23 protein-coding genes are annotated in these 24,465 nt (G+C 58.7%); 14 read left to right on the top strand and 9 right to left on the bottom strand.

Going from position 1 to position 24,465, the window contains the following annotated elements; genetic code table 11:
- Positions 1-20 precede the first annotated feature (20 nt).
- From DJFAAGMI_RS06415 to DJFAAGMI_RS06375, 9 genes are read left to right on the top strand one after another with little or no spacing between them, the layout of a single operon-like run.
- Positions 21-374, top strand: a complete 354-nt coding sequence (locus DJFAAGMI_RS06415; protein WP_249333856.1) for a hypothetical protein — start codon at positions 21-23, stop codon at positions 372-374.
- Positions 371-832, top strand: coding sequence for a DUF1833 family protein (locus tag DJFAAGMI_RS06410; RefSeq protein ID WP_211456390.1), 462 nt, complete (start codon positions 371-373; stop codon positions 830-832). Before DJFAAGMI_RS06415 ends, DJFAAGMI_RS06410 begins: the two co-directional genes overlap by 4 nt.
- Complete coding sequence (locus DJFAAGMI_RS06405; protein ID WP_211456389.1) at positions 832-1,236, top strand: hypothetical protein; 405 nt, start codon at positions 832-834, stop codon at positions 1,234-1,236. The genes DJFAAGMI_RS06410 and DJFAAGMI_RS06405 overlap by 1 nt, the downstream gene beginning before the upstream one ends.
- On the top strand, positions 1,227-6,584 hold the full coding sequence (locus DJFAAGMI_RS06400; protein ID WP_211456388.1) for a host specificity factor TipJ family phage tail protein: 5,358 nt from the start codon (positions 1,227-1,229) through the stop codon (positions 6,582-6,584). The genes DJFAAGMI_RS06405 and DJFAAGMI_RS06400 overlap by 10 nt, the downstream gene beginning before the upstream one ends.
- Positions 6,584-6,916 carry a hypothetical protein gene (locus tag DJFAAGMI_RS06395; protein ID WP_211456387.1) on the top strand — a complete coding sequence of 111 codons (333 nt, stop codon included), beginning with the start codon at positions 6,584-6,586 and terminating at the stop codon, positions 6,914-6,916. Before DJFAAGMI_RS06400 ends, DJFAAGMI_RS06395 begins: the two co-directional genes overlap by 1 nt.
- The gene (locus DJFAAGMI_RS06390; protein ID WP_211456386.1) at positions 6,916-7,593 is read left to right on the top strand and encodes a hypothetical protein; all 678 of its coding nucleotides are present in this window, start codon (positions 6,916-6,918) and stop codon (positions 7,591-7,593) included. Before DJFAAGMI_RS06395 ends, DJFAAGMI_RS06390 begins: the two co-directional genes overlap by 1 nt.
- A gap of 50 nt (positions 7,594-7,643) precedes the next feature.
- Positions 7,644-7,961: a hypothetical protein gene (locus DJFAAGMI_RS06385; protein ID WP_211456385.1), complete on the top strand. Its 318-nt coding sequence runs from the start codon at positions 7,644-7,646 to the stop codon at positions 7,959-7,961.
- Positions 7,958-8,428, top strand: a complete 471-nt coding sequence (locus DJFAAGMI_RS06380) for a lysozyme (RefSeq protein ID WP_211456384.1) — start codon at positions 7,958-7,960, stop codon at positions 8,426-8,428. The genes DJFAAGMI_RS06385 and DJFAAGMI_RS06380 overlap by 4 nt, the downstream gene beginning before the upstream one ends.
- Positions 8,425-8,940 (top strand): hypothetical protein, encoded by a 516-nt coding sequence (locus DJFAAGMI_RS06375; protein ID WP_211456383.1) that lies wholly within the window; start codon positions 8,425-8,427, stop codon positions 8,938-8,940. Before DJFAAGMI_RS06380 ends, DJFAAGMI_RS06375 begins: the two co-directional genes overlap by 4 nt.
- Positions 8,941-9,000: 60 nt before the next feature.
- Here DJFAAGMI_RS06375 and DJFAAGMI_RS06370 read toward each other — a convergent pair whose 3' ends face one another.
- The 3 genes from DJFAAGMI_RS06370 to DJFAAGMI_RS06360 all read right to left on the bottom strand — a co-directional run bounded on the left by DJFAAGMI_RS06370 (position 9,001) and on the right by DJFAAGMI_RS06360 (position 13,267).
- Positions 9,001-9,792: a MipA/OmpV family protein gene (locus DJFAAGMI_RS06370; protein WP_211456382.1), complete on the bottom strand. Its 792-nt coding sequence runs from the start codon at positions 9,790-9,792 to the stop codon at positions 9,001-9,003.
- A gap of 997 nt (positions 9,793-10,789) precedes the next feature.
- A complete protein-coding gene (locus DJFAAGMI_RS06365) occupies positions 10,790-11,044 on the bottom strand; it encodes a hypothetical protein (RefSeq protein WP_211456381.1) in 255 nt (84 codons plus the stop codon).
- 63 nt (positions 11,045-11,107) lie between these two features.
- Entirely contained in the window at positions 11,108-13,267 is a 2,160-nt protein-coding gene (locus tag DJFAAGMI_RS06360) for a PAS domain-containing hybrid sensor histidine kinase/response regulator (protein WP_211456380.1), read from the bottom strand.
- Between the two features lie 564 nt (positions 13,268-13,831).
- Between DJFAAGMI_RS06360 and DJFAAGMI_RS06355 the strand changes: the two genes are divergently transcribed.
- The gene (locus tag DJFAAGMI_RS06355; protein ID WP_211456379.1) at positions 13,832-14,029 is read left to right on the top strand and encodes a hypothetical protein; all 198 of its coding nucleotides are present in this window, start codon (positions 13,832-13,834) and stop codon (positions 14,027-14,029) included.
- 562 nt (positions 14,030-14,591) lie between these two features.
- Positions 14,592-14,933 carry an HU family DNA-binding protein gene (locus DJFAAGMI_RS06350; RefSeq protein WP_211456378.1) on the top strand — a complete coding sequence of 114 codons (342 nt, stop codon included), beginning with the start codon at positions 14,592-14,594 and terminating at the stop codon, positions 14,931-14,933.
- A 780-nt stretch (positions 14,934-15,713) separates the two neighbouring features.
- Here the strand turns inward: DJFAAGMI_RS06350 and DJFAAGMI_RS06345 are convergent.
- A complete protein-coding gene (locus tag DJFAAGMI_RS06345) occupies positions 15,714-17,105 on the bottom strand; it encodes an aminotransferase-like domain-containing protein (RefSeq protein WP_211456760.1) in 1,392 nt (463 codons plus the stop codon).
- 167 nt (positions 17,106-17,272) lie between these two features.
- Here DJFAAGMI_RS06345 and DJFAAGMI_RS06340 point away from each other — a divergent pair, with 167 nt between their 5' ends.
- Positions 17,273-17,506, top strand: a complete 234-nt coding sequence (locus DJFAAGMI_RS06340; protein ID WP_043004843.1) for a BPTI domain-containing protein — start codon at positions 17,273-17,275, stop codon at positions 17,504-17,506.
- A gap of 387 nt (positions 17,507-17,893) precedes the next feature.
- Here DJFAAGMI_RS06340 and DJFAAGMI_RS06335 read toward each other — a convergent pair whose 3' ends face one another.
- The 4 genes from DJFAAGMI_RS06335 to DJFAAGMI_RS06320 form a co-directional block, all read right to left on the bottom strand.
- Complete coding sequence (locus DJFAAGMI_RS06335; RefSeq protein ID WP_211456377.1) at positions 17,894-18,688, bottom strand: aspartate/glutamate racemase family protein; 795 nt, start codon at positions 18,686-18,688, stop codon at positions 17,894-17,896.
- Positions 18,689-18,706: 18 nt separating this feature from the next.
- Positions 18,707-20,242: an NCS1 family nucleobase:cation symporter-1 gene (locus tag DJFAAGMI_RS06330; RefSeq protein ID WP_211456376.1), complete on the bottom strand. Its 1,536-nt coding sequence runs from the start codon at positions 20,240-20,242 to the stop codon at positions 18,707-18,709.
- Between the two features lie 47 nt (positions 20,243-20,289).
- Complete coding sequence (locus DJFAAGMI_RS06325; RefSeq protein ID WP_211456375.1) at positions 20,290-20,463, bottom strand: hypothetical protein; 174 nt, start codon at positions 20,461-20,463, stop codon at positions 20,290-20,292.
- A 751-nt stretch (positions 20,464-21,214) separates the two neighbouring features.
- Positions 21,215-21,916, bottom strand: a complete 702-nt coding sequence (locus DJFAAGMI_RS06320) for a GntR family transcriptional regulator (protein WP_043373081.1) — start codon at positions 21,914-21,916, stop codon at positions 21,215-21,217.
- Between the two features lie 283 nt (positions 21,917-22,199).
- On the opposite strand from DJFAAGMI_RS06320, the gene DJFAAGMI_RS06315 reads away from it, so the two are divergent.
- Positions 22,200-22,877 (top strand): GntR family transcriptional regulator, encoded by a 678-nt coding sequence (locus DJFAAGMI_RS06315; protein WP_211456374.1) that lies wholly within the window; start codon positions 22,200-22,202, stop codon positions 22,875-22,877.
- A complete protein-coding gene (puuE, locus tag DJFAAGMI_RS06310; protein ID WP_211456373.1) occupies positions 22,874-23,827 on the top strand; it encodes an allantoinase PuuE in 954 nt (317 codons plus the stop codon). Before DJFAAGMI_RS06315 ends, puuE begins: the two co-directional genes overlap by 4 nt.
- Positions 23,828-23,967: 140 nt before the next feature.
- On the opposite strand, the gene azu is transcribed toward puuE, so the two are convergent.
- A complete protein-coding gene (gene azu / locus DJFAAGMI_RS06305; protein WP_211456372.1) occupies positions 23,968-24,447 on the bottom strand; it encodes an azurin in 480 nt (159 codons plus the stop codon).
- Between the last annotated feature and the right edge of the window lie 18 nt (positions 24,448-24,465).

The following is a 24,465-nucleotide window of genomic DNA, read 5'->3' as shown; positions in this document are numbered from 1 at the left end:
CCTCCCTAGCATGCCTATATATGGCATCGCTTCCTTCCTATGTCACTGTCCATTTTTCCCGCCCGGAGTCGTTTGACCCGGCGGTAGCCGTGTCCGAAATGGAGCGCGGTCTTGCCAAGCTCCGTGTCACCAGCTCACGCGTGATCAAGGAGGTGGAGGTGATGCTGCAGTTCAAGTCTGCAGCCGACACGGAGGCCTTCGAGGTCTGGTACTTCAACACGGTCCGCCGCATCGGCTTCTTCAATTGGTATGACACCAGAAGCGCAGTGGTGCGTTCTGTCCGCTTCAAGGGTGGGGCTTTGGGCGAGCTGGTGCCCTTGGCCCAGGGGTTTGCCGTTGCGCAGCGATCGGCAACGCTGGAGTACCTGCGATGACCGACTTTCGCACGCGCAACCAGCGCCTGACCGACGAGGTCGGTCATATCGAGCTGCTGGAGGTGAGCAACCCGGGCTTCTCCGAGACCATGCGCATCTGCAATGACGCGCAGGATTTCGTGAGCCGGAGCCAAAGCTATATCGGCTTGCCATTTCGCTTCACGCTGCCCGATGACATCGCCGGCCAGGCACCGCGCATGCGCCTGAGCATGGACAACGTGGGGCGCGGCGTCAGCGACGAGCTCGAACGCCTGCGGCCCGGCACGACCACCATGGCCAGGCTGATCATCGTGGCGCGCGACCAGCCCGATGTGCACCAGCATGTCTACTGGCTGCCCATCGCCAGCGTGACCATCAACGGCGCGGCAGCCCAGGCCGTGTGCAGTGTGGACGCGCTGATGCGACGCGCTGCCTGCCAGCAGATGGCCAATCCCCATACCCTGGCGGGGATCTTCTGATGCTGGACGCCCTGCAGCTCGACCGCTTTGTGGGCATTGCCTACTGCCCGCGCCATATGGACTGCGCGGACCTGGCCCTGCTGGTGCAGCGCGAGCTGTTCGGGCGCGAGGTGGTGCTGGCCGGCAAGCGGCCCCGTCCGCTGGGGCCCGGCGACCAGGCCGCCGCCATGGCGGCTTACTGCTCCGAGCTGGGCCTGGCCGTGGCGCAGCCGCAGGATGGAGATGCGGTGCTGATGCGCGACGCGGGCACCGATCAGGCCGGGCATATCGGCATCTATGTGTTCACCGATTACGCGCCGCAGGTGCTGCACGCCTCCCACAAGCTGGGGGCGTCCGTGCTGCACCGTTTGCAGGATTTGGCGGGCTACGGCCTGGCGGTGGAGGGCTACTACCGATGGAAGTAAGCCACGCCGAGTCTGCTGCTGCCGTTGATGGGTTGCCTGCCGATGTGCTGGACAGGGCGGGGCGGCTGGTGGTTGCGCCGCATGCCCTGACCGTGGACGGGCTACGCAATGTGCCGGCGGATCTGCAGCCCGGCGAGAGCCTGGCCGCCTTTCTGGCGCGGCATGTGCCCGGCATCGAGTCCGGGGCCTGGACGGTCTGCATCAGCGGCCATGAGGTGCCCCGGCATATGTGGGCGCGGACCTTCCCCAGGCATGGTCAGCTCATCGCCTGCCGGGCCATGCCGCAGCGCGCGGCCCTGCAACTGGTGGCCCTGGCTGCACTGAGCTACTTCACGCTGGGGGGTGGCGCCGGCTGGATCGGCACCACCTTTGGCGCGGGTGCCGGTGTGTCCGGCGCCATCGGGCTGGGCATGTTTGTGGCCGGCTCGGTGCTGGTCAACAAGGTCCTGGCGCCCAAGATGGCTGCGGCTCAGACCCTGGCGCAAAAGCAGATCTACAGCCTGAGCGACCAGCGCAACACCGCGCGGCCCTATGAGCCGATTCCCGTGCTCTGGGGCGAGATGCGCGTCACGCCCGATCTGGCGAGCAAGTCCTACGCCTGGTACGAGGGCGATGACCAATACCTGAGCACCATCTTGCTTGGCGGCATCAATGTCCATAGCGCAGCCGATCTGGCCATTGGCGAGACGCTCATCACCAGCTACGCCGATGTCAGTGTCTACTACAACGGCTTTGCCGGCATGCCCAGCCAGGAGGTGCCGCTGTACAGCAATGTCGATGCCGTGGCCGGTGCCGAGTTCGTCAACGGGGGCGACTGGATCACGCGCACTGGCTCGGCCGGCGCTGCTGCGCTGCAGCTGGACATCGAGGGCCAGCTCTACGACGTGGACAACAAGGGCCGTATCAGGCCCAACTCGGTGGAGCTGACGATCGAGGCGCGCGTGGTCGGCTCGGCGGGCTGGCTCACGCTCAGCCGCAGCACGCTGACCCATGCCAGCACCGATGTGCTGCGCCGCACCTTCTCGTTTGATGTGGCGCCCGGCCAGTACGAGGTGCGCGCCAGGCTGGGTGTGCCGCGCTGGCACGAGGGCGGCACGGCCGATGCCTGCAAGTTCACCTGGGTCTCGCTCAAGAGTGTTCAGGCCGACACCACCGACTATCGCCAGTGGGGGCGTATCGGCATCAGGATCCGCGCCTCGGGCCAGATCAGCGGCAGCCTGGATACCGTGCGCGTCACCTACCGCGCCAGGCCCCTGCCGATCTGGACGGGCACGCAGTGGGCCACGGCCGCCACGCGCGCCGAGGGGCTGTCCAACCCCGGCGCCATCCTGCTGCAGACCCTGCGCGGTGTCTGGGTGACAGACGCCCAAGGTCAGCGCGTCCTGCAGTTCGGCTTTGGCCTGAGCGACGAGCAAATCGATATCGAGGGCCTCAAGGCCTTCATGCTGCACTGCGCCGCGCGAGGCTATACCTATGACAGGTGGGTCACGGCGAGTATGTCGCTGGGCGCCTTCTGCCAGGAGGTCGCGCTGGCAGGCATGGGCGAATTCACCTGGACCGACGGCAGCCGGCCCACGGCGGTCTTTGTGGGGCGGGGCCAGCCCACCGGCGCCGTGGTCAATATGGCCAATATGCTCAAGGGCGGCTTCAGCGTGGACTACGCCCTGAGCCAGGCAGCCGACGGCATCGAATACCAGTGGCTCAGCCGCGAGACCTGGGAGATGACGACGCTGCGCGTGATGGCGCCCGGCGTGACCACCATGCTCAGCCCCGCGCGCGTGACGGGCGAGGGCATCACCAGCGAGCAGCACGCCGCTGTCATGGCGCGCTACCACCTGGCTCAGAGCCTGTACCAGTACAAGACCGTGCACTTCACGGCCGATATCGAGCACCTGGACTACCGCCGCCTGTCGGTGCTGTCGGTGTCGCACGACCTGACCCAATGGGGCTTTGGCGGGCGGGTGATGGCGGCCAGGCGCACCGGCGCCCAGGTGCAGCTGACCCTGGACGAGCCGGTGCCGCCCCTGGCTACGCCCTATATCGGCCTGCGCGTGCCCGGTGCGCGCGACTACCGCGTCTGGGCCGTGCAGCCGCTGCAGGCCGAGTCGGACGTCATCACCCTGGCGGGCGAATGGCCCGGGGATCTGGCCTTGCCCGGTGAGGGCGCTGACAACCTGGCGCACGACACGCTGTGGTGCTACGACTTCAAGGCTACCCCCGGCTATCGCGTGCGCGTGACGGGCATCGATCCCGAATCGGACCTGAAGGGGGCCCGCGTCACGGCCGTGCCCGAAGGGCCCGAGTTCTGGGACTATGTGCTCAACGGCCACTATGTGCCGGCGCCCGGCCAGAGCACGATTGCCCAGCTGGTCCGCCCGGCCGTCAAGAACCTGCGCGTGGCCGAGAAGGTGAACCTGCAGGGCAACACCCAGTGGTATGAGCTCTCCTGCGTCTGGGATGTGGAAGGCGACTGCGACCATGCCCAGGTTTGGGCCGGCCGCGATGGCTCCGAGCTGCGGCTGGTGGACGGCAACGCCCAGTCAGCGCGCAGCACCTTCCGTATCGACGGGGCCGGAGAGTGGCTGATCGACGTGCGCCCCTTCAATGCCAGTGGCCAGGCCGGGCAGTCGGCCACGCTGCTGTACATCACCACGATGACCCAGCTGCCGCCGCGCAACCCCGGCAGCTTTACCGTCCAACAGGTCGAAGGCGGTCTGCGCCGCTTTGCCTGGGAGTATGCCGGCGAGCGCCCGGCCGCCTTTGCCGGCGTGCAGATCCGCTATGTGCCAGGTGATGTGCCCCTGAGCGTGGCCAACTGGGAGGCCATGCAGCCGCTGGGCAGTGCCGACGATGTCTATGCCGCGCAGTTCGTGACCACCCAGCCCGATGCGGGCCAGTGGACGTTTGGCCTGCGTGCCATCGACACGGCCGGCCAGCTGGCCAATGGTGTGATGCGCTTTGCGGCGGTGCTGGAGACGGTGTTTGACAACGTGGTCTCGCCCGACCTCACTCCGCCGCCAGCGCCCAGCGGGCTGGAGGTCAGCGTCTCGCTGGCGAATATTCTGCTGGCCTGGGACGCGCCCGAATACCTGGCGGGGCACGGCCACCAGTTCACCCGTGTCTATGCGGCCCAGGTCACTGCGGAGCAGCCTGCGCCCGGCCGAACCTCGGCCGAGGTAGCTGCGGAGATCGTGGGCAGCGTGGGTGCCATTGCGCGCGCCCTGGGCACCTCGTGGCGGCTGTGGTTCGTGAACGTGAGCAATGACGCTGTGGAGTCGGCAGACGCGGGCCCTGTCACCGTCACGGTCGGCAAGATCGGCAGCACCGACCTGGGTCCGTTGATTGTCGGGGCCGGCCATCTGGCCAACGGCGCCGTCAGTGCCGCCAAGCTCGCAGCCCAGGCCGTGGAAGCGAGCAAGTTCGCCAACGGCATCGAGCCGGTGACCAATAGCTCGGCGGCGACGCTGCCGAGCGTCAAATCCACCACGGTCATCACCTGGCAGGGCAAACTCTACCGCTGGGACGGCAGCAAATACACGGCAGAGGTGCGTGTGGGCGATATGGTCGGGCAGATTGCTGCGACCCAGATTGCCGACAGCGCCATCACCACGCCCAAGCTGGCAGCCAACGCGGTCAATGCAGCCAAGATCGCCGCGAACGCCGTAACCGCGAATGCCATCTCGGCCAACGCCATCACGGCAGGCAAGATTGCAGCCGGTGCGGTCAACACCCGTGAGCTGGCGGCCAACGCAGTGACCGCCTCGAAGCTGGTCGTCACGGCTACCGACACGGTCAACCTGGACCCGTTCTTCGAGGACGCGGCATTGTGGGCGGCGCCGAACTGGAGCCGCAAACCAGGCTCCATCGGCTCGCCTGGTCCTTATGTGCTGTCGTCGAGCGTCAACCAGTCCAATATCTTTACCGGCACCAGAACGCCCATCGACGTCAGCCGCACCTACCTGTTCGAGACCTGGTTTGTGGCCCTCGGTGCGCACAGCAACAAGGCATTTGCGTCCATCCGCTTCTTCGACGTCAACGGCGCGGTGCTGGCCAATACCGATGCGCCCGCCACGGGCTGGCCCGGTACCAACAGCTCATCGGGCAATTACTATTTTCCGGGCGTGGGCACGGTGACTGCGCAGCAGTGGACACGCTACACCTTGACCGTGGGCCCCAATGGCGTTGCCAAATTCCCGCCCAAGGCAGCTTTCTTTATCGTCGGGGCCTATCTGAACTACAGCGGCGCGGCTCCTGTCGTGGAGTCCCAGTGGGGCGGCCTGCGCGTGACGGAGATGGCCCGCGGCGAGCTGATCGTTGACGGAGCCATCACGGCCACCAAGCTGTCTGCCAATGCCATCGCGGTCGGGTCCGCCGCGATTCAGGACGGCGCCATCGTCAACGCGATGATCGGCAATCTGTCGGCCGACAAGATCAACGCCGGCACCCTCAATGCTGCGCGCATTGGTGCCGGCACGATCTCGGCAAACCACCTGGCCAGCAACTCGGTGGCCGCCGTCAAGATTGCGGCCAATGCCGTGACAGCCGACAAGCTGGCGGCCAACGCTGTCACGGCCACCAAGATCGCCGCAGGCGCCATCACGGTCGACAAACTCGCGGCGGGCTCTGTGACGGCGGACAAATTGACAGTGGGGACTGGCGGCAATCTATGTCCCGACTCCACTTTTACGCCAGGACTGGCGTTCTGGGAGCGGGAGAGCCACCTGAGATCCGGCGCTTGGGGTGTAAACCTTAATGTCGACTACTCCGTAAACGGCAGCCCGACGCTGTTTATTGAAGATTCCGCAGCCATTGGCGGCACGGGCTACATGGGTGTTATCTCGGGGGTGGTTTCAGTTATCCCGGGCGAGCGCTACGAGGTCAGCGCCTATATGTCGTCGCATCGCTCCACCGCGGAAATCATCATGCTGTTCCAGGACACCACGGGTGGCTGGGGAGCGGCTTACGTTCCAGGCGTGGGCATTGACGAAGCAGACGGATGGAAGATGCTGAGCCGCTACAAGCGTGTCGGCGGATTTGTCACCGTCCCCGCGGGCATGACTCGCATGAAGATGATCCTGCGTAAATACGCAACGCAGAGTGGCTCTTCCTCTTACCTGTTCGCCACTCGTCCGTTCATTGGCCTGGCCAGACCTAACCAGACCGAGCTGTCGCCTTGGACGCCTTCTGGCTCGACGCAGCTTCTGCCCGACGGCATCACCACTCCGAGCATTGCGGCACTGGCTGGCAAATTCGGTGATATCGAGATCCGCCCCACCGCCGGGGCTTCTGGCTGCATCCGCGTTTACGACGCCAATGGCGTGATGCGTGTCCGACTGGGGGTGTGGTGATGCCCGCAGGACTGCAAATCTGGAACGAGTCGGGTGCGCTGGTGATGGACACATCGTCTCGCCTGGGGCGCTTCCTGCAAACCGTGACGATTCCCGCTGGACGACTGCTGGCGGGGGCTATTTATGTGCCCGGCTTGATGGATGGCACGCCTTTCTTTGTGCCACTCTATAACGAAGACTACGTCTACGAGGGCCTGTACTCCGTCGGCTGTGAATGCATGCCGATCATCACCTTCTCGGCAGAGTCCATGTCATGGTCCAGAGCGTACCCGAATGAGTATTACCAGGCTTTCGGGTTCCCTGCGATTCATTTGATGATTGGAGTTCGGTGATGCCGGCAGGTTTCCAATCATTCAATGACGCCGGGACGTATCAGATCAATGATGCGAACCCCAACTACGTCTTTCATAGCGCGGTCACGGTGACGCCCGGCGAGCAAGTGTTCGGCAATGTGTATTCGACCACGATCGAAGTGCCTGCGAACTGCATTGTGGCCTTCCAATCTGCTGTGGCGCTGACCCCGCTGCGCGCCACCGGCACCAAGGTGCAACTGCTCCAGGCGCGCCTATCGGGGGCTGCGGCACCGGTGACCGCCTATATCTTCCAGCCGCAGCCCAATGCGCCGCGGGGCAATGCTGGTCTTCAGGTATGGGATGGAGCTGGCGTGCTGAAGTTCGATTCCGCCTATGGCCCCTTGAAAGTCGTCGATGTGATCGACGGGGAGGGCAGCTTTACCCTGCCCAGCACATCGTGTGCTGTGGTCCCGGTGTACCAGGTAAAGATCACCACGGATACCTTGGCAGGACTCTTTCCGAGCGTGTTTCGGCTGATTGCGTTTACGTACGGATATATCGCCATCAACGGCAATCAACTGACCATCGGTCGGGCCGATCTGTGGAGCTGGCTGCGCTCATTCAATCAAAACTCCGGCCTCGACTTCCCTAATCTTGGAATGCAGTACGTCCAGAGCCGGTATCTGGTCGTGGATGTGAGTGGGATCCACCCATGAAAGCAGGTGATGGACCTTGAAGGGCGACACCCAGCCAAAAGGAGGTGCGCATGGATGACTACGGAAATGAACTGCCGGCGCTCACGCGCGCGCAGATCAATGAACGGTTCGACAAGGGCAGCGAGCGCATGGCCGTTATCGAACGCGATCTCAAAGCCCTGGCGCAGGGACTTCGTGAGGAAAGGCGCGAGCTGCAGGAGCTCAAGCATCAGCTGGCCGATCTGCTGGAGTTCTTCACCGCCATGAAAGGCGCCTTCAAGGTGCTCAACTGGGTGGGCAAGGTGGCCAAGCCGCTGGCCGCCATCGTCATGCTCGGCGGTGCCTGCATGGCCTTCTGGACAAACCTCAGGGGAGGGGCCAACCGATGAACTGGAAAGAAAAGCTCCTGGCCGCCCTTGGTGCCGGCGCGGTCGCCTTGGCCGTACCGCTGGTGGCCCAATACGAAGGCACGGTGCTGCGCAGCTACCGCGACCCGGCGGGCATCGTCACGGCCTGCACGGGCCATACCGACCCCGAGCTCACGATGGGCCAGAGCTTTACCCGCGAGCAATGCGAGCAAATGCTCTACCAGGATCTGGCCAGGCACGCCGATGCCTTGCGCTGCGTGACGGTGCCGCTGACCGACGGCCAGCGCGCCGCCCTGGTGAGCTTTGCCTTCAACGTGGGCGACGAAGCGTTCTGCCGCAGCACCCTGGTGCGCAAGGCCAATAGCGGCGATATGGAAGGTGCCTGCGCCGAGCTCAGCCGCTGGACCTACGCCGGCGGCAAGCAACTGCCCGGCCTGGTCAGGCGCCGTGCGGCGGAGCGCCAACTGTGCGAGGAGGGCCTGGTATGAGCAGCGCATCGCGCCTGTGGCCCTGGTTGGCCTTGGGCCTGGCATTGTTGCTGGCCGCACAGACGCAGCGGCTGGTCGTGCAAACCCAGCGGCTGGTCAACGCCGAGGCTGCACAGTCCCGGCAGATGGCCGTGCAGGCCCGGCAGTCTCAGGCTGCCACGCAAAAGAAGGCAGCGGCCGTGCTCGCACACGGCGCGGCCCAGCAGGAGAACACCCATGACTACACGCAAGAAATGGCCCGCCTGGAAGCTGGCCGCGCTGCTGATGCTGCACGCATTGCAGGCCTGCAGCGCGACATCCGCAGTGCCGCCACCCGCAACGCCCAGCTTGCCGGTGACGCCGCTGCCTGCCGAGATCTCGCAGATCGACACCAGCGACTCGCAGCCCTTGCTGGCGAAGGCGCGGGCCTGGTTGGAGAGCTTGTCGGCCTGGTCGAGCGCAGAGATGCTCAAGTCAATGCCCTGAAAGGGCAGATGGCAGCGGACAGAGCACTGATTGAGCTGCTGCAATAAGGTGTTGGAACCTCAATCCGCGGCCGTTGAAGCAAATGCTTTTTGCACCGGACGCTTGCGCTAGAAGTTGTAGCCCAACGCTATCACGGTAGAAAAGCTTCCCTTACGGCGCACGATGGGGCTGTTGCGCGCGTCGCCAAGTAGTTCCGAATAGGTCAGCGAACCAACCAATCTCCACGAGGGAGTGATGCTGTAAATGACGGAGGTTCCCAGCCGCACGTCTCTGAATCCGGATTTCGCTGAAAACTCTTCGTATCCGCTTCGTTGCGCCTGCTCTGTGCTAATGCCAAAGTAGTCCTGGGCGTAACGATTGTTGCTCCAAGTCGCGGCAACGGTGGCAGCGACCTGTAGGGTGGGGCTGATACGTTGGTTCCAGCCTGCACCCAGATCCACCAGCAGCCCGTCTCTCTCGTTGCCACTGCCATAGCGCATAGATGCATTGAGTGTCAGGCTGCTTGTCAGATTGGTATTGAAGAAAGCTCCAATTTCCGGCCGGGGATCAATGTCCCCAAGTCCCCGCAAGGCAGCGCTGCGCCGCTCTTTTCGCCCGAAGTCCGCAGTAATGCGTGCGCCATAAGCCACATCGGGGTTGCGAGACGCGTTGTACCCAACGCCGCTCATCACCCCGGCGAAGAAGCCGTTGCTCCATTGGTACTCGATGCTCGGCAGGACGCGGATTCTCGATTCGTCGGAGCCTTGATAGCGATGCCCGGAAATCACCGCTAGGCCTGCAACGCCGCCTTCTGAAGCATTGGGTGGCATGGTCCGACGATAAAAGTCTGACTGTGCATGGGCTGCTGCACTGGCACCTACAAGAGCCGTTGTTATCACAACTGCTGCGATGGGGTTCATGGTTTAAGCCTTTTCAATGCTTCCGAGTAGTGAGATTCGCCTGCCAGGCATACGGGGCCGCCTTTGAGGGCGACAACACGCTGCGCATGGCGACATCGATTGCGGACCCGGCCGGCGTAAGAAGGGTTGCTTACAAATTGTGAATACTGATCAGTTCAATTTATGACTGATTAGTATTTGTAAGCATATTCGATAGATGAAGCGCTGGCCTGAATAACCTCTCGGGCCTACGGCAATTGGGTTTTCCGGGCATTTGGTTTAGTTGCTGAGATGAGGAGAGCTCTACAAAACTTCTCAGACGGCATAGCCGAGCAGGCCCAGCAGTTGCAGGCCACCACGAAAAGGTGGCAGCGACGCAGGCCCGCAGCGCGGCATCCGCGCCGCCGCGACCTGTAATGCACAGCTTGCTAGTGACGTCGTTGCCTACCGAGATCACGCGGATCGACACTGGCGACTCGCTGAATTGGAGACAAAGAAGGAGCCGGATTGGTTGTTGGAGCTGACCAACTGGTCGCAAAGCTAGTCGCTCAAGTAGAGCTGTTGTAGGGGCGGAGTGAGGTTGTTATTGATCGCAAACTACTGAAAAAACTGACCCGCGACTGCTCCTGGATTCCTGGATGCACAAGTGTTGTGCCTTGATTTCTCACAAGTAGTTGCAGTTGGGTGGGCTCAGGGATACTATGTGTTACACCCATTAAAGGAGGTAACTTATGAACCTAAAGCCAGGTCCTAAACCAATCGCCAAATCAACGGGTAAGCCTGATCAGCGTCGTCGCGACAACAAAGAAACTCCTGGGAACAACCCCGCTCTGAAGCCTGCTGTGCCAAAGAAAAAATAAGCCCTCTTTCGGGGTCTAAGTCGTGATCAGTGGCAGACGGCTGTTGAGTTTCGTCTCCGCTAACGCGCTGATGGGCTTGCCGCTGAAGCCGTGCACTTGAGCAGCTGAATCTAAAGCGTCCCGACACTGCTCAAAGTATCGGTGCGTTTTGAGCTTGATTAGTAGCCTTCAACCAAAGGCATTTCCGTCCCGTCGACCGCAATCATCACGCCCGTGGTGTTGGGGTCGATTTCTATTGGGACGCCCCACAGCTCATTGGGCTTTCCAAAGGAATTGACGATGTTGAACTGCCGCAACTCTTCCGGCGGCATTTTGATGAGCTTGGGATAGGCGTTGTTATGGGCCTTCCAGTGCCTGAGGAACGTATGGCAAACGCGCTTGTGAACGGTATGGATCGGAGATTCATCGGTCATAGCGCGATTGTCTCAGAGGAGGCCCCTGTGTCATGGCGCCGGAACGTGGCAGCGCAATTCCGGTCACCCAGAGTCGCTACCGGTGGGCTTGCGGTTTTTGGGAGCATGGCTTTGGATGAGGCCGCGCAGGACTTCGATGTTGATTGGCTTAACCAGGTGCGCGTCGAAGCCTGCCGCATGCGTGCGTTCGCGGTCAAGTCCACGGCCCCAACCTGTGGCCGCGATGATCAGAACGTCGTCCCCGCCAGGCAGCGCTCGTATGGCTCGTGCCAAGTCGAGGCCGCTTTTGTCGGGAAGGCCTAGATCCAGAACGGCCACCTCTGGTAGGCGGAGTTGCGCCAACTCCAGCCCTTCTGCCGCCGTCTGCGCGCACTGGACTTCACAGTCCGTAAGCAGGAGCTGCGAGGACCAGGTCATGTCGGTGTTGTCGTCCACCAGCAAGACATGTGGACGATTGCCGCGTGCGGCGTTCTGTGGGAAATTCATTGGGGGGGCCGCGGCTTCCGTTTGAACTAGTCGCGGCAGGGTAACCACAAAACGACTTCCCATTCCTGGGCCATCGCTGAAGCCGGCTATCCGTCCGTTATGCAACGCCAGGATATCGCGCGCCAATGCCAAACCGATCCCTAAACCATATTCTCCGGCTTTGCCTGGGCCGACCGGGCCTTGGGCGAACATCTCGAACATGCCATCGACTTTTGACGGTTCCATGCCGATGCCGTCGTCCGCAACTTCAATATCGATGAAGTCGTCGTAGATTCGACCCGTTACAGTGATATGCCCGCCCGCCGGTGTGTACTTGGCTGCGTTGGTCAAAAGATTGGCTAGTGCCTGGCTCAGTCGGAGAGGATCGCCATCGACCCAGACGTGCTCCTGCGGAATCACCACCTGGCATGTGTGTCTGTGCACCGATATCAGAGGCTGAGTGGCCTCCACAGCCGCATCGATGAATGCCTGGAGCGAAACGCGCTGGCGATTTAGTTCCAGCTTTCCATGACGCAGCCGGGAGATGTCCAGCAAATCGTCAAGCAGTATCTGCATTGCTTTGGCTTGGCGGCAAATGATGTCGATGGCCTTTGAGCGGTTGGATGGATCGAGCTTTACGGATCCTAGCGCCAGAGCTGAGTTGCTGATGGATGCTAAGGGATTGCGCAACTCGTGCGAGAGCACTGCGAGAAACCGGTCTTTGATTTCATGATCCTGTTCGAGCGCAGCGCGTGCACTCTCTTTTTCCGCAAGAGCCTTGCGCAACTCCGCTTCCGCATGGGCGCGCGCCGCAGAAGAGCGGGTTCGATCAGCCACTTCCTCAAGCAATCGAATTTCTTGATCCAACCATTCCCGCGCCTCGCGTCCATGTACGCAGATGACTGCCAACAGCTTGCCGCGTTTGAAGACTGGAATACTTGCAAGGCGCCGAACGCCAAGACTGCGAATTGCAGTGCGGCCTTCAGGTGTCAAGCGCGGATCTGACTCGGAATCGTGGACTACATAGGTTTTACCTGCAAGGTAGGCCTCAGCGATGTCGGGCGCGTAGTCTGAAATCTTCAGTTGCTCTGGCCATTTATCCGCATCGGTTTCAACGCTGGCAACCAGGAACATGCTGTCTTGGTCGATATCCACGTCGTAGTATGCGGCCCGCACCAGGCCAAAGTGCTGCACGAGCAACTCCAATGCCACTTTCTGCACATCGGAAGGTGCGTCCAGAGGCTTCAGCGCATCGCTCAATCGTAGTAAGAGCGTTTGACGCTCTTCGCTTTCGCGCAACTTCTGCTCTTTCAGGTTGCGCTGAGTTACGTCCTCAATCACGATACCGAGCAAGCTGCTACCTTCGGACCCGATCCGACAAGCGCTGGTACGGAACCACTTTTTCAAGTCGGTGTTGAAGCTCTCCTTTGTCCCTGCTACTCCTGTCTTCGAGACTTGGTCGTAGAAGCTCAACCACTGATCTTCGATATCGGGCGCAACTTCTTTGACACGCGTGCCAGCAGGAGGGGCAATTCCGGTTTGCTGGACAAAGGCATTGTTCATCTCGCGATAAACCAAATCGACCAAGGTGCCGCGGGCATCCCGGATCGCCTCCAGGATGGTGAAGCCCGCATCCAGAGACTCAAATAGAGCCCGGTACTTCGCCTCGCTTCGCCTGACTTCCTGAAGCTCGGCGACGGCCAGCTCAGCTTGTGCAAGTCGTTGCCTCAGTTTATCGATCTCGGCTTGTGACGTCATATTGAACCCTCCGGGAGGCGAACCATACTATGTAAGCCGTCATTACAGTTTGCGAAAAGAGTAAGTTATTGATACGAAGAGATATTTGGATGAATGAAGTGGCCGATTCAGTCCCTTTACCTCACAAAAAAATGGGGGCTACGGCACAACATTCACTGCATCCACTTGGGCCCGCGCCGTAGGAACTTCGCCAATCTTGCTGGTGTGACCTACGGAATTTCTTTGGGCTCCGGTGTGCGACACCGACCAGCAAGGACTCCGATCATTATTTTTGAAATATTTGAGCCAGTGAGCAAAACCACTATCTGGTGCGAGCCCTCGGGGAGATGTAGCTCTCAAGGTTGCCCAGCAGGACCGAGTCCTATCGGCAGGTTACATATTGAATCTTAAGTTGCAAAATGGTCTCAGGATTTTCCGTATTGTGAGAAGAGGCTATTTTTAGCAATGTGTATTGAAAATTTTCAATGCTGTAGATATGTATGAATGTATCAGTTGTTAATTTTGACTTTTATCAAGAATTTGCTCCGAATACCATCGCTTGTCAACATTGAGGATGGTGTGGGTATGAAAGTAATCATTCAAATTTTTCGAGCAATAGGATTTATGGCAGTTCTCGTAGCAATAGCAGCCTTGCTATTAGTTATTGCATCTAAACTGACAACTGTCATAGATGGAGAAAAAAGAGTTGTTCCTGTTACTGAAGGTGTACTGCCTGCGCCAACTCATGAAAGATTAGATCCTGAAAGTTCCTCTGACGAATAAAAACATACGGATTAAGTGCACCTAATAAAAAGGGCTCGAATTATTACATTCGAGCCTTTTCTGTTTGGTGAAAATATTTATCTAATATTTTAATTAATAAAAAGGTATTTTTATACTTTTTCCTAAGTCTCTCATTATATCAAAGAATACTACTGAATAGAATTCAAATTCATCAGCTTTTCTCATGGAGCCAAAGTACTCTATAAATCGAGCGTATTGGATTAGGAAAAGTGGAGGCGAGTTTGGTGGTAGGCTCTTAGGATTGTATTGGGATAATTTATCGAACATAAATGATCCGTAATGTCGAGTTGAACTACTATAAATATCTCATTTCCTGTGGTGATATGGTTTAAGGAAGCATGGAATTTACAAAGAAAATCAGACTTTATTGATGCAAGGCACATCCTGGTGTGATTAATCTATTATATTAATTTTGTCGATAAATTCTGAAATTTTGATTTGAGATGCAAAATGAATCGTGGTAATTTAGAAAAAAGTTATCTGCAGACTATGTCTGACCAGGATAGATATGAATTAAGATTTTTGAAGGATGGGTTTGAGCATGAATAAGTCCGATTTGATTGGTAAAATTGCAGAAGGAACAGGACTGACCAAGGCAGAAGCCAGTAGAGCCCTAGACGCTGCACTTGAAAGTATCGGACATGCCTTGAAGCAAGGAGAATCGGTCAGGCTGGTTGGTTTTGGAACTTTCAGTGTGGCAAGTCGTGAGAGGCGCGTTGGAACGGATCCGAGGACTGGGAAGAAATTGGTGCTGAAGCCAATGCGGATCGTCAAGTTCAGAACTGGGAGCATCCTCAAGAAACTTGTAACGATGCGCTCGGAATCGATGCCGCTTTCAGGAGAGAATGGAAGTTCAGACGATGATTTGTCATCGTACTTCTGATGTGCTGTCGCCAGACACTCGTGAATAGACTGCCATGCAGCACATGACGCGCTTTACCAGCAACGCCCGATTGGCGCAGGTCTAGTCACAAGGCCTTGGGCGTGTGTCCTGTGATGAATATTGTTGCTCCCACCCTGTGTTAGGCGGAGGGCAAAAGCACAGAGAAGATTTCGTGAGGCCAATGATGTGAAGTGGCGGCCGATGGCAGTGCAGGAACCGTCCGAATATGGCGAATTCTCTGCGTTGGCTCAATAGCACGTGCACCAACGTTGCACCATAAAAAATGGGTGATGCAAAAAGCTATTGAAAATCAGATAGATACCCAATTACCGATCCAATCCATCATAGGGGCCACTGACATGCGCCACATCGAATTAACTTGTTGATTTTGCTTGTATATCTGATCGTTCATCGCGCATTCCATGGAGCTTGGAGCACTGTTTTGTAGCACCGATCTCGCCCGAGAAGTCCCGACGTTCATATTCCAGTGCTACATTCGGCGCTCCAAAAAGAACATGGAGCACCGGAGCAAGCGGGGTCAATTACGGCAAAGAAGAAGGCCGGTGGCTCTACTTCCTATAAGGCACAGACTCGGCCAAAAGATAAGGGCAGTATTTTGCACACAGAGGCGCAGACTTTCACGAGCAAGGCTTTGGCGAAGACATGGCTGTGGGAGTCACGGAGCCAGAAGCGCGATGACTTTGGATATCCGCTGGCTGGAGGCTGCGGAATCGCTAGTAAGGACGCATGCCTGCGACGCAACAAACCGCTTGCTTGATGCTAGACCACGGCGGGAATCAGCGAATCGGGCTGTCGCGCCAGCAGATGAGACAGCCGGTGAAGACCGGCTTGCAAGCGTGCACGGTCCTTGATGCTGCCCAAAGAGATGCGAATGGCGTTCACGGAACGTTTGCCAGTGGCGAATGCCTCCGCCGGCGTGACTGCTATGCCTTCGCTGTCTGCGGCACGAGCAAGCTGCGAGGAGCTCCAGTAGCTTGGCAACTCGAGCCATACATGCAGGCCGTCTCCGGCGCCGATGTAACGTCCCGCCAGAATGTCTCTGGCCATCCAGTGGCGCAGACGGGCCTCCTTGCGCACTCCTTCCATCAATTCAGCTGCTGAACCATCGAAGATCCACTGCGTGGCCAGTGCGGCCGTCAGAGGCGCGACCATCAGCGCAAATGATCTGAGCGCGGCGAGAAAGCGTTCGCGTTCGTGCATGTCAGGGACGAGAACGAAGGCCACGCGCAAACCCGGAGTCAGGCATTTCGACAGGGTCGAGATGAAGCACACCTGTCCTGGAGCGAAGAAGGCAATAGGCGGCGGCTGGGCATCGGCAAGTAGCCAGTAGGGGTCGTCTTCGACGATGCGTACATTGAAGCGCTTCGCGATGCTGGCGAGTTCTCTTCGGCGGTGCTCAGGAATGGTGACGCTTGTCGGGTTCTGTAATGTCGGATTGAGATAGATCAGCCCAGGCATGTGCTCGTGGCATGCCTGCTCAAGCGCTTCGGGCACCATCCCGTGCTGATCCGCGTCCACTGCAACGATGCGTCGGCCGAACTGCGTCGCTGCGGTGCGCAGGCCCGGATAAGCCATCGGTTCTGCCAGGATCACATCGCCAAGCTTGGTCTGAGCAAGAATCAATGCAGCGATTGCTGCTTGTGCGCCTGGGCAGACAACAACCTGCTCTGGATCCAGCTGTCCAAGCATGGGCTCAAGCCATCTGGCTCCCGCCTTGCGGTCGGAGTCGCTCCCTCCGCCCAGGTGGTAAGTCATCAGCAGGTTGGCATCTGCCCTCATCAGCACCTGGGACAGGCCTTGCTTCAACATATCGTCAAAGTCCACACCGTCGGGCGGCGGTGGGGTATTCATGCCCAGGTCGAGGATAGTGGACAGTTCGACTTTCGGCGCTGCGACGTAGGTGCCTCGGGCGCCTCGGCCTTCCAGCAGGTGGCGGCGTCTGGCTTCGTCATACGCGCGCGTGACCGTTGTCAGGTCGATATCCAGTTGTGCCGCCAGTTGGCGCTGTGGAGGTAGACGGTCGCCCGGACTCAAGGATCCGTCTGCCATGGCTGCCTGCAAGGCATCTGCAATCTGCAGAAAACGCGGCCCGCCATGCGCGGACAATCGCGGCAACCACGCGGGCAAACAGTCATCTTGTATGGCTTTCATATACATACATTTTGTCTCAATGTATGGAAATTGCTTTTAAGTAATATGCCTCGACACGGCAGCGACATCACTCTTGTATGGCAATCGCTGACGTTTTTGCCTCTCGCGTCCGGGAGGTGGTGTTCCTCGCAACAGACAGTGTCAGTCATAGGCTGGAAATTCTCAAAATGATCGATTGGGTCCCTGTAGTCTTCGTAACGTTCAAGGTGCTCATCTTTGGCACATGCATGTTCTTCGCCATCAAGTGGCATTACGACCAAGGGAAGAAGGGCGTGGACAGGCGCGCGTTACTACGCACGAGTGCCAAGCTGGCAGCCATCTTCCTGCTCGCACTGCTGGGTGTGTTGTTCTTTACCTTTGGCCTCGCCAGGATGCTCGGTATGGACTTGAGTCTTCCTTGACCGGACAGACTGGGCAACTGATAGCTGGTAATGCGATCAACCCTGCAACTGTCGGACTGACCTTGAATGGTGACTTGACGGCAATGGCAATCTGCCTGGTGTCGCCGTGGCACACTGCCTTTGATTTCGGGCTTCGGGACATCTTTTGCCTGAGTGCACGAGGCTGGGTTCGGACTGACCGCGGGAAGCGGCCTCTCAACGGCTTTGTGTGAGCCCTTGAGCCTCACAGAACAAAAAAGGCGCTTCAATGAAGCGCTTTTTTGTATGTTGGTACGGTAAGGCTAGGTCATGTCGAATAACCTGAGACATCGACCATGCCATGGTCTTGTCTTCAGGGCCGTTTCGGCCCTTCACCCCGGAATTCTTCGAGGTAATGAGGACGGTTCATCAAGACATTTGCTTGACTGATGCGAGAGACTTGGAAACATTCGCAAAACTCCGGGCAGTTAATCCAGGCGTGTGACCGGTGAAGGGGAAGCCTGTCACACGCTTGGTGCGGGGCGGGGCGTAGGTTCGCACCTTGGATGTGCTCAAACCCAGACGCACGAGCGACTCGGCAATGGTCACGGCAGCTGCCACACCATCGACTACCGGCACACCGGTGAGTTCGCGGATCTTGGCATCCAGCTCGGCCATACCTCCACAGCCAAGGCAAATGACCTCCGCATGGTCTTCGCTGACGGCAAGGCCGGCCTGGTGAACAATCGCTTCGACCGCACGCTCGGGTTGGGTCTCCAGCTCCAGCACAGCCATGCCACTGGCGCGAACCGATGCGCAGCGGTCGTTCAGGCCAGCGAGCTTGAGTCGATCCTCGATCAATGGCACAGCGCGATCCAGCGTCGTGACCACAGAGTATTTGTGGCCCAGGAACATGGCAGCCGTGGCCGCTGCCTCGGTGATATCCACCACCGGAACGTCCAGCAACTCCTGCAGGCCTTCGCGGCCATGCTCACCGTAGCCAGCTTGAATGACGGCGTCAAAGGGTTGGCCGTAGCTCATCACAGCATCCATAACTCCGACCGCAGCAAGATAGCTCTCGAAATTCCCCTCAACCGACTCGGCCCCAAAGCGCGGAGTCAGTGCGACTATCTCCGTGCCTGCCGCAGCCACTTTCTGAGCCTGCATGCCGATGGCATGGGTCATTGACTCGGTGGTATTCACGTTCACGATCAAAATGCGCATGATTTTTAACTTTCTTTCTCAGTGCTTGGCGGAGGCTACGGAAATGGCTTCGCCATCCTGGTCTTCGTAGGTGAGGCCTTTTGGTGCAACCATCCAATAGAACAGGGCGCCTAGTCCGGCTGCGATGAACCAGGAGAACTGGGACAGCGATTGCAAGGTCGGCAGGAACGCAAAGAGCAGCGAGATCAGGGACGAGGGAATCAGGGCCTGAATTGCCTTGGGATTGATGCCATTGCGGTAGTGATAGGGGCCAGCAGGGTCGTGTGTATAGAGCGCCGGCACATTCACACGCTGTTTGCGGATCAGCCAGTAGTCGGCCATAACGATGCCGAACAGCGGACCCAGAAACGAACCCAGTCCGCCCAGGAAGTAGACGATGACCAGCGGAGAGTTATAGAGGTTCCAGGGCAGGATCACGAAGCCGAGGACTGCGCTGACAAGAGCTGCCCGGCGAAAGTTCAGATGCCTGGGCATGAGGTTGGCCAGCGCCAGGGCAGGAGCCACGAAATTGGCCATCAGGTTCACGGCAATGGTCAAGATCAGCAGCGAAAGGCTGGCCAACATCAACAGCGGCTTATTGGGAATGTTCTGGACGATGTCGGTCGGGCTTTGAATCAGCGTGCCGTCGATGGCAAGCTGGCCGCCTGTCAGGATGACCACGATCAAGCCGAAGATCAGCATATTGATCGGAATGCCCCAGAAATTGCCTTTCACCACGGCGCTGCTTGAGGTGGCTGCGCGTGTGAAATCACAGAAGTTCAGCACGAAGGTCCCGTAGATCGCCACCCATAGCGAAGCAGCGCCCAGGATCTGCAGCCACATGGCTCCGCCGCTGCTTGCAAACGGGGCAGACCAATGCAGGGTCCATTTGGCGCTGTAGAAGATCCATCCTGCCAGGGCAATGAAGGTCAGCAGAATCACCGGTCCCGCAAAGGCCTCGTACTTTCGTATGCTCTCCATGCCCCAGCAGGCAATGAGCACCTGCACAACCCACAGAATGGAAAAGCTGATCCAGCCCAGCAGTGGCAGGCCCAGCACGATTTGCTCTTTCAGCGACTGCAAGCCGGGAAACAGCGTGATCAGCATCACGTCGAGCACCATGGATGCCAGATAGGTTTGAATGCCAAACCAAGCAATGGCGACTCCGCCGCGGATCAGTGCAGGAATCTGAGCGCCGCGTGTACCAAAGCTGATGCGGCTCATCACCGGAAAAGGGATTCCTGTGCGCGTCCCCATAAAGCCGGAGAGGGACAGCAGTACGAACAGAAATGCGGCACCCAGCAGCAGTGCCATCAGAATCTGATGTCCACCGAGCCCAAGCGTGAAAAGACCGATGGCAAAGGCGTAGTTGCCAAGGCTGTGTACATCGTTGGCCCAGAGGGTGAACAGGCTGTAGCTGCCCCAGGTACGTCCCTGTTTCGAGGTGGGAGCCAGATCATGGTTGTACAGCGCGGGAGAAACCCCGGCCGGCAGACCTTTATCACGCTTATGGCTTGTGGTGTTGGCTCCCGAGGTCAATGACTCACCATGGGTGTCCAGTACTAGGTTGTTCATATGCCGCCTTCCATCAGGGTGCACCGTGGAGCCCCTTTGCCATGGCCTCATTTCGGCTGAGCAAGACCATGTTTGTCTACCGTTATTAACGGCCACAGACGATGCAAGCCTGCAGCCATGTGTTTGCTGCCGAAGCTCATGAAGTCAATCAAATTTGCCTCATGAACACCTGTTTCAGCAAGTTTGTTCAGCGACGCGTTGAACACATCGCTGACATGCATTCAATGTATACAAGACATGAATTCAAGGCGCTAGTAAGAACCCTTGTTCCATGGGTAGTGAATCCAGGTTTGGCGCAATCCTTTGGGGGCGGTGAAAAATGGTCGCTATCAGGCTTAGCAAGCTCTGGCGGGCATTTCGGTCACAGGCGAAGGCGGGAACCTACACTTTGATCACGGCTGTTTTGCGCGGATCTCTATCTACGAATCACCGACGACCACCGCCGGGCACTGCTGGGTGCTGCGCATATTGCTGTGTCATAGAAGAGAGCCTTGAAGCTGAGCAGCGCAGTCATTTCCCAGCGGCTGCAAAGCCGGCATTCGGACTGCTTGCATCGCAGCACTATTGCTTGCCAAAGAGTAATCGGCGCTGGTTTTTCTATGGCGGTGAGATCAGTTGGAATGAAGGCCAAGACTTTGGCCGCTGCACTCACCAGACATTGCAGCAGCCGAGATAGCTGGGAAGCCCATTCGGCAGGGAATACGGAGACGGGCGCATCGTTGCATTCAGTGGCATTGGCAATTCTTGCTGGAAGCCCATTCCACGGCGCAATCAGCGAACGCGTAAGTCATCACTGGCACAGATAGCGAAATCAATCGCTGCAGGTGTTGCCCCTGGTAGGGCTAGCGCTTCGAGCTTCAATGCTGGTTCGCCGGGAACTGCTGCGAGCGAGGGCCAAGATCAGCGAAGCGGCCAAGCGGCCAAGCTGCTCGATTCGGCTGAAGCCGTGGACGCCTGTTGGCGTCGAAACACTTATTTAGCTGAAGACGAATCTTCAGGAGCCAGGATGGAGCGTAGTCGGTTGCGGGCTCCGCGACGACCGATCAGGCTTTCATCAAGGCGCGATGCCAAGGCATCGATATGAGCAATCATTAGTTGTTCAGCCTTTAAATTGTCGCCTTCCGCCAGCGCATCAACGATGGCGGCATGGTCGTCATTGAAAACCTTGGCCTCGGTTTTCGATTGGTATAGATCCGAAATCAGAGTCGTTCTTGCAGAGAGGTCGACCATCATGGAAGTCAAAAAACGATTGCCAAGACACTCGGCCAGGCAGATATGAAAGTCGGCCAGCAGCCAGCTGCGAGCTTCCGCATCTCCACATGCAATGGCTTTGCGTTCCTCTGCGATGTGTTTGCGCAGGCGTTTCAGTGTTGTCTGCAAGGGCTGACCAGCGTCACGTAGCATGCCTGGCTCAACAACGCGCCGCGCCGCATAGGTTTCCTGAGCCTCTTCAAACGAAGGCTCTGCAACATACCAGCCAACCCTGGATCGGACCTCTACAAAACCTCGGGTCTGCAGATGCATCAATGCCTCGCGGACCAAGGTTCGACTGACCTGAAACAAGTCCGCAATGTCCTGTTCACCCAGCTTCTCTCCCGGACGTAGCTTGGCTGTGAGGATCGACTCTATGAGACGCTCGGCGATCTTGGTTTTGGTGATGACTGGAGTACTCATTCAATTGATTTTATGCGACCGTACCATGCCTAAGTGGTTGCTCTGCAGCGTGGAAGAGTTCGCCCGTGTTCGTTATAGCAGCTGGCAAAGGTTGCATGCAGAAGGCCATGTAATGCTCGGTCTCCGAGGGAGGAGAGTAGGCCAAACAGGCCGGGCGGGCTATCTCTTTATCGTCCGCTGACGGTTGCTTGGTGAACTGCGAAGATGAATCAAGGGAGAACACCTAGGCTTTCCTTTATTGATGTTGTATACAAGTGTTGAGTTCAAGATCTATGATGAAGCAATGGAAACCTCACTCACTTGGTCTATCGCTGAAAGTCTGACCAAAGCAATTGTTGAACATCGACTGATGCCGGGTACCAAGCTGTCAGAACAGAAGCTGGCCGACCACTTTGGCGTTTCCCGCACTCTGGTTCGCCAGGCATTGTTTCAGGCGTCGCAGAACCGCCTGATCAAGCTGGAGCCTACGCGCGGTGCCTTTGTGGCCACGCCTTCGGTGGACGAGGCGCGCCAGGTGTTTGCCGTGCGCCGCATGCTCGAGGCCGAGATGGTGCGCAATTTTGCTGCGCAGCAGACACCTTCCCGCTTGTTGGAACTCAAGGCGCATGTGGCGGCCGAGAAGAAGGCCATGGAAGCCAATGACGTGGGCCAATGCACAGAGCTGCTGGGCGACTTCCACGTGCGCATGGCCGAGCTCATGGGCAATGAGGTGCTGGCACAGCTGCTGGGCGAGCTGATTTCCCGCTGCGCATTGATCACCCTGATGTACCAGTCTGCATCGGCGGCCGAGCATTCGCACGAAGAACATGCCGACATCGTGACCGCGCTGGCTGTGGGCGATGCCGAACATGCGGTGCAGCTGATGTTGCAGCACCTCGATCACATGGAAGAGGGCATGTCCTTCAACCGTATTTTGCCAACGCGCGATCTGTCGATGGCACTTTCATCCGTATCCCTATGACTTACGATTCCACCGCCTCCTACCCACGCGACCTGATTGGCTACGGCCGCCACACGCCCCATCCCGAATGGCCCGGCAAAGCCCGCGTGGCCGTTCAGTTCGTGCTGAACTACGAAGAAGGCGGTGAGAACCATATCCTGCATGGCGACCCCGGCAGCGAGCAGTTTCTGTCGGAGATGTTCAATCCCGCCAGCTACCCGGACCGTCACATGAGCATGGACGGCATCTATGAATACGGCTCGCGCGCCGGTGTGTGGCGCATTCTGAAAGAGTTCGAGAAGCGCGGTCTGCCGCTGACTGTGTTCGGCGTGGCCACGGCGCTGCAAAAGCATCGCGAGCTGGCCCAGGCCTTTGACGAACTGGGCCACGAAGTGGCCTGCCACGGCCTGAAGTGGATTCACTACCAGAACGTGCCCGAGGAGATCGAGCGCGCCCACATGCAGCAATGCGTGGACATCTTTGAAGAGCTGTACGGCGCGGGCGGTGACCACGGCCTGGGCTGGTACACCGGCCGCGACAGCCCCAACAGCCACCGCCTGGTGGCCGATGCCGGACGCTTCAGCTACGACAGCGATTACTACGGCGACGACCTGCCCTTCTGGATGAAGGTCGCCAAGAGCGACGGCACGACGTACAACCAGCTCATCGTTCCCTACACGCTGGACGTCAACGATATGCGCTTTGCGCTGCCCCAGGGCTACTCGCATGCCGATCCGTTCTTCCAGTACATGAAGGACACATTCGATGTCCTGTACGCCGAGGGCAATGCCAGTGGCGACAACGCCCCCAAGATGATGAGCATCGGCATGCACTGCCGACTGCTGGGCCGCCCCGGCCGGATTACAGCGCTGCAGCGCTTCCTCGATCACATCCAGAAGCACGACAACGTGTGGGTGTGCCGCCGTATTGATTTGGCTCGTCACTGGGCCGAGCGTTTCCCTATGCGATGAACAAGCCTCGACTCAGCAATACCTAGTTAGGCAGTTACTGAGGCATCAAGGATGGGCGCGAATCCGCGCCTTCAATCTGTGCGACCCGATAACTCTGGGAGCCTGAAGAAGGGCTGGCCGAGGGCACCTGGGCCCGGTCTTCAGTCGATGACCACCAACTTGCCGCGCATTGGCTGGGCGTGGGTTGGGAAAGAGCAGAAGTAAATATAGTCCTCGCCATGGACCAGACGCTGGACGGGGAAGGTCACCGAGGCATGCTCGCCGCCGGAGAGTATCTGTGTCGCGGCAAGAATGCGGGCATCGCTATGGCTGAGCCAGGCATGCTCAGGGCCGGACTGCAGGCCCTCGCGAATCACGGCTTCCGTGTCTTTGCTTCGGGTGAGTACCCAGTTGTGGCCTGCTGCCTGCCAGGGCTTCTTGCCGGTATGCACCAGATGCACGGTGAACTGTTCACAGCGCTTGCTGACCCGCAGCTCGGTCATGTCGAATTTCTTGCCGGGCTGGCCCTGGATATGGGCTTGGCAAACAGGGTCCGTGTGCTGCGCCAGGACTGGGCCACCGAAGAGGGAGAGTGCAGCCAATGCGGTTAGATGGCAGATGCTTGAAGTGAAGAGCTTCATGGTCGGTCTCTGTTTCTG

Source organism: Comamonas brasiliensis (assembly GCF_018292285.1).
GTDB classification, from domain to species: Bacteria; Pseudomonadota; Gammaproteobacteria; order Burkholderiales; family Burkholderiaceae_C; genus Comamonas; species Comamonas brasiliensis.
The sequence above is the reverse complement of the archived record's forward strand: the minus strand, read 5'-3'. Positions and strand labels throughout refer to the sequence as shown.